This is a genomic window from Streptomyces sp. FH025, from assembly GCF_017427025.1.
Classification (GTDB): Bacteria; Actinomycetota; Actinomycetes; order Streptomycetales; family Streptomycetaceae; genus Kitasatospora.
This window is the reverse complement of record NZ_JAFLNG010000607.1, coordinates 1-4,752: the sequence shown is the minus strand read 5'-3', so window position 1 is coordinate 4,752 and position 4,752 is coordinate 1. Positions and strand designations below refer to the sequence as shown.

The window sequence follows — 4,752 nt, the reverse complement described above, 5'->3', positions numbered from 1 at the left end:
GGCGGCCCCAAGAGCGCGAAATGAGACACGTCGGGGAAGGCCGGCCCGCCAACCCCCAACCGCCCGGTCGGCTATGGTGGTTGGCGGGCCGTGACTGGCGCTTGGGTGGGGTACCACCGGGGAGCGGCCTGGCATCCTGTCACTGCCGCGCGCCTGGGCGATCCGTGTGGAGCCCCGGGAGCAGAGATGACCGACACCCACCAGGCGCGGCTGATGGACGGCACCGCCTTGGCCCGCCGCATCACCGAGACGAGCGCGGCGAGCGCCGCCGACCTCCTGCGGCGCACCGGGACGGCGCCGTGTCTGGCGACGGTGCTGGTGGGCGAGGACCCGGCCTCGGTCACGTACGTGCGGATGAAGCGCGCCCGGTGCGAGCGGGCCGGGATCGTGTCGCGGCACGTGGCGCTGCCCGCGTCGGTGAGCACCGCCGGGCTGGTGGAGGCCATCGGCGCGCTGTCCGAGGATCCGGCCGTGCACGGCATCCTGTTGCAGCACCCGGTGGGCGGGCACATCGACGAGCGCGCCGCGTTCGAGGCGATCGCCCCGGAGAAGGACGTCGACGGGGTCACCATGCACTCCTTCGCCGCGATGGGGTTCGGCCTGCCGGGCTTCGTCTCCTGCACGCCCGGGGGGATCCTGCGTCTGCTCGACGAGTACGGCGTCGACCTCACGGGCAAGCACGCCGTCGTGGTGGGGCGCAGCCCGATCCTGGGCAAGCCCGTCGGCATGCTGCTGCTCGGGCGGGACGTTACGGTGACGTACTGCCATTCGCGCACCGTGGGCCTGTCCTCGATCGTGCGGCAGGCGGACGTCCTGGTGGCGGCGGTGGGCCGGCCGCGCTTCATCGCCGGGGCGGACATCAGGCCCGGTGCGGTGGTGGTCGACGCGGGCTACAACCCCGGCAACGTCGGGGACGTCGACTTCGAGACCGCCCGGCACCGGGCGAGCCTGATCACTCCCGTCCCCGGCGGTGTCGGGCCGATGACGATCGCCGTGCTCCTCGCGCAGACCGTCGAGGCGGCCGCTCGGCAGCTCCGTACCGTCGCGCCCTGAGCCCGCGCCACCGCCGGTGGGACGGGGCGGGTCAGGCAGCGGCGGTCGTCCGCGAGTCGTGCCGGTCCTGCGACCCGGACGAAGCCGCGGGGCCGAGGCGGCGGCGGGCCAGGATCACGACGCCGGCGGCGAGGGCCAGGGCGGCCCCGGTCAGCGGCAGGTCGCCGGGCCCGGCCGCGCTGACGGTGGCCCCCGCCAGCGCGGTGCCCGCGGTGATGCCGAGGTTGGAGAAGGAGATGAACAGGCTGTTGCCGAACTCCGGTGCGGCGGTGGCGTCCTGGGCCAGCCAGCCCTGCGCCACGGCCAGGCCGCCGGAGTGGACCGCGCCCCACAGCAGCACCCCGCCCGCCATCGCCGCCGGGTGGGACCCGATGGCGTACAGCAGCACGTACAGGCCCACGTACAGCACCGGGTAGACGGTGACGGTGCGCGTCAGGTTGCGCTCCAGCAGGCGGCCGAAGCCGACGCTGCCGACCGTCATGACGACACCGAAGGCCATCAGGGCGGGCCCGGTGAGGGAGGCGTCGACGCCGGTGACGTTCTCCAGGTACTCGGCGAAGAAGCCGTAGCCGGAGAACATCGCGGCGAACACCAGCGTCGCCCCCGCCACCGACAACCACAGGCGCGCGCTGCGCAGGATCCCCAACTGCCCTGCGTAGGAGGGGCGCTCGACGTCGTCCATGCGGGGGAAGAAGAGCAGGATCCCGACGCAGGCCAGCACGTTGACCGCGGCCGCCGTCCAGAACGCCGCGGCCAGGCCGAGGTGGTCGGCGAGGTAGGAGGTGAGCGGGACGCCGAACGCGAAGCCGGCACTGACTCCGGCGAACACGGTGGTGGCCGCACGCGCCCCCTTGCCCGGCGCGGCCAGCCGCACCGCGGCGGTCAGGGCCAGGGCGAAGAACACCGGATGGGCGAGCGCGGGCAGCACCCGGAAGGCCAGCATCACCGGGAACGAGTCGGTGAGCGCGTAGACCGCGTTGGACACCGCGAACAACGCCAGCGCCGCCGCCAGGACGGCCTTGCGGGGCAGCCGGGAGGCCAGCAGCGTGGTCAACGGGCCGGTGACGGCCACGGTCAGCGCGAACGCGCCGACCAGCCACCCCGCCCCCGACGCCCCCACTCCCAGGCGTTCGGCCAGGCGTGGCAGCACACCCACCACGCCCATCTCGGTGGTGATGATCCCGAACACCCCCACCGCCAGGACCGGGACGGCCAGAGCACTCCTGCTCACAACGGCTCCCATCGAACCTCGAACCTCCAAAATCAAGCCACAAATCTAGATAGTTAGATGCATCAGGGCCGAGAAAAGGGGCGCCGCGAAGGCGCCCCTTCCTCACACGCAGCACGCGCGGAGGGAGCACGGGCCCGAGGCCCGCAGAGTCACATTTCGTCGCGCACGTACGCCGCGAAGGCCGCGATCGTCTCCTCGTTGCGCCGGTAGAAGGTCCACTTCCCCACCCGCTCGCAGGTCAGCAACCCGGCATCCCGCAGGATCCGCAGATAGCCGGAGACCACCGACTGGGCCAGCCCCGATCGCTCCTGGATCTCGGTGACGCACACCCCGATGTGGAAGCCGACCCCGCGCTCGCGGTAGTACTCCTCGTCCCAGTAGCGCTCGGGCGTCTTCAGCCAGCGCAGGAAGTCCGCGCGCGCCGGATTGGCGAGCGCCTTGTGCACGGCCAGCGGATCCACCGCACACTCCCTTTCCTCACCCGCCCGGGCCTCTCCCGACGCATCTAATATTCTGGATACGTCCTGGGGTGTCAAGGCGAGCCCGCTACGGCCGGGCCGGTCACCCTTCCCGTGGTACGGCGTACGCCAACGGCGGGGCGATCGCCCGGGCGTCGGCTCCCTCCCCCACCCACAGGCCGATCAGCAGCGCGGCCGTCGCCTCCAGCAGGTGGGCGCGCGCCAAGGGGCCCGCCGCCAGCGGCTCGCACCCCACATCCCGTACCAGGGCCCCGACGAGCTTGAGGGCGGCGTCGTCGTCACCGCACAGCGGCACCGCCAGCGCGCCGCCCTCGAACACCGGCTCCTCGATGCCCCACACGCTCACGTGGCACAGGTTGAACGCCTTGACCACCCGGGCGGCGGGCGCCGCCGCCGCGATCCGCTCGGCCGCCGACGGGCCGGTACCGGTGGTCAGGGTGAAACCGGGCCCCACCGGGTTCGAGCAGTCCACCACCACCCGCCCCGCCAGCGCCCCGGCATGGGCCGCCGCCAGCGCCGGCGCCGCGGCGTACGGGACCGCCAGCAGCACCACGTCCTCGCCGTGGCGCACCGCCTGCCCCACCGTGCCGGCCCGCGCACCGGTCAGCGCCGCCGTCCGCGCGGTACGGCCCGCGTCCCGTCCGCCCACCATCACCTCGTGCCCGGCCCGCACCCAGCGCCCGCCCAGCACCCCGGCCATCGCTCCGGTTCCCACGATCCCGATCCTCACCCGCACCAGCTCCTCAATTCCCGTCCGGTGTTTATGAGTCGACGCTAGGACAGGGCTCAGGCACCATTCGGTGCATGACCCACGACCAGGCCTTTCTCGCCGACTGCCGCGCCCGCCTCACCTTCGACCTGATCGCCCACACCTGGGATCCGGTCGTCCTGTGGGCGCTCGGCCGCCGCCCCCACCGCCCCGGCGAACTGGTCCGGCAGATCGGCGGCATCAGCCCCAAAGCCCTCAACGAGGCACTCCACCGCCTCTGCCGGGCCGGCCTGGTCCGACGCACCCCCCACCCGGGCTCACCGCCACGTGTCGAGTACGCCCTCACCGACCTCGGCACGACCCTCCTGGGCCCGGTCAGCGCACTCGGGGCCTGGGCCTTCGAGCACGGCGACGAGGTCGCCGCCGCCCTCGCCCGCAACGAACGTTCAGACCAGGGAGTCGAGTTGTGAGTGAACCCGGCTGACTCCCCTCATCCGCACACGCACCACCACCCGCCTGCGCGCCGTCCGCCGGCCCCGGGTCACCTTCCGCCACACCTACGTCCTCAGCCCCGCTTCCTCCCCCCGACGGGTGAGGGCCGGGCCGGGGACGAGGACGGCGGCGCAGAGGAGGGCCACGCAGGACAGGGCGGCGGCGGTCAGGAAGGCCGCGCGGTAGCCGGGGAGTGTCCCGGCGCCGGCCGCCTGGGAGGCGGTCGACAGGACCGCCAGGCCCAGTCCCCCGCCGACCTGGAGGGCGGTGTTGAACAGCGCCCCGGCCACGCCCTGCTCGTCCTCGCCCGCTCCGGCCAGGGCGGTGACGTTCGCGGACACGAAGGTCTGCGACAGCCCGACGATCACCACGGCCAGCAGCGGCAGCACGCCCGTCCAGTAGCCGGAACCCGGGCCCAGCAGCGCGAAGCCGGCCAACCCCACCGTGTAGCAGGCCAGACCGAAGAGCATCAGACGCCGCGCGCCCAGCCGGGACACCAGGCGCCCGGCCAGCAGGGGCAGCGCGGTGCCGCCGACGGCCAGCGGCAGGAACGCCACCCCGGTGGCCAGCGGGCCGTAGCCCAGTACGTCGCGCAGCAGCAGCGCCGCGAAGTAGTTGACCCCGACCCACCCCGCGTACATCAGCACCGCCACCGCGAGCGCCCCGGCCAGTCCCGGACGGCGCCAGAGCGCCGGGGGCACCAGCGGGTCGGCGGCCCGGCGCTGGCCGCCTTCGCCGTACGCCAGCGCCGCGACGGCCAGCACGCCCGCCGCCCAGCCCACTCCGTC

General features: G+C 73.8%; 6 protein-coding genes and 1 riboswitch. Of the genes, 2 read left to right on the top strand and 4 right to left on the bottom strand.

The window, feature by feature from the left end:
* The first annotated feature begins 80 nt into the window (after positions 1 to 80).
* Positions 81 to 166: riboswitch (ZMP/ZTP riboswitch) on the top strand.
* Between the two features lie 20 nt (positions 167 to 186).
* A complete protein-coding gene (locus J0670_RS30430) occupies positions 187 to 1,053 on the top strand; it encodes a bifunctional 5,10-methylenetetrahydrofolate dehydrogenase/5,10-methenyltetrahydrofolate cyclohydrolase (protein WP_207814957.1) in 867 nt (288 codons plus the stop codon).
* Positions 1,054 to 1,084: 31 nt separating this feature from the next.
* On the opposite strand, the gene J0670_RS30425 is transcribed toward J0670_RS30430, so the two are convergent.
* The 3 genes from J0670_RS30425 to J0670_RS30415 form a co-directional block, all read right to left on the bottom strand.
* Positions 1,085 to 2,284, bottom strand: coding sequence for an MFS transporter (locus tag J0670_RS30425; RefSeq protein ID WP_207814956.1), 1,200 nt, complete (start codon positions 2,282 to 2,284; stop codon positions 1,085 to 1,087).
* Positions 2,285 to 2,433: 149 nt separating this feature from the next.
* On the bottom strand, positions 2,434 to 2,745 hold the full coding sequence (locus J0670_RS30420) for a helix-turn-helix transcriptional regulator (RefSeq protein ID WP_207814955.1): 312 nt from the start codon (positions 2,743 to 2,745) through the stop codon (positions 2,434 to 2,436).
* A gap of 100 nt (positions 2,746 to 2,845) precedes the next feature.
* Positions 2,846 to 3,493 carry an NADPH-dependent F420 reductase gene (locus tag J0670_RS30415; protein ID WP_207814954.1) on the bottom strand — a complete coding sequence of 216 codons (648 nt, stop codon included), beginning with the start codon at positions 3,491 to 3,493 and terminating at the stop codon, positions 2,846 to 2,848.
* A gap of 74 nt (positions 3,494 to 3,567) precedes the next feature.
* Here J0670_RS30415 and J0670_RS30410 point away from each other — a divergent pair, with 74 nt between their 5' ends.
* Positions 3,568 to 3,942, top strand: a complete 375-nt coding sequence (locus tag J0670_RS30410) for a helix-turn-helix domain-containing protein (protein ID WP_207814953.1) — start codon at positions 3,568 to 3,570, stop codon at positions 3,940 to 3,942.
* 87 nt (positions 3,943 to 4,029) lie between these two features.
* Here J0670_RS30410 and J0670_RS30405 read toward each other — a convergent pair.
* Positions 4,030 to 4,752, bottom strand: a 723-nt coding sequence (locus J0670_RS30405) for an MFS transporter (RefSeq protein ID WP_207814951.1), incomplete at its 5' end; no start/stop codon positions are given.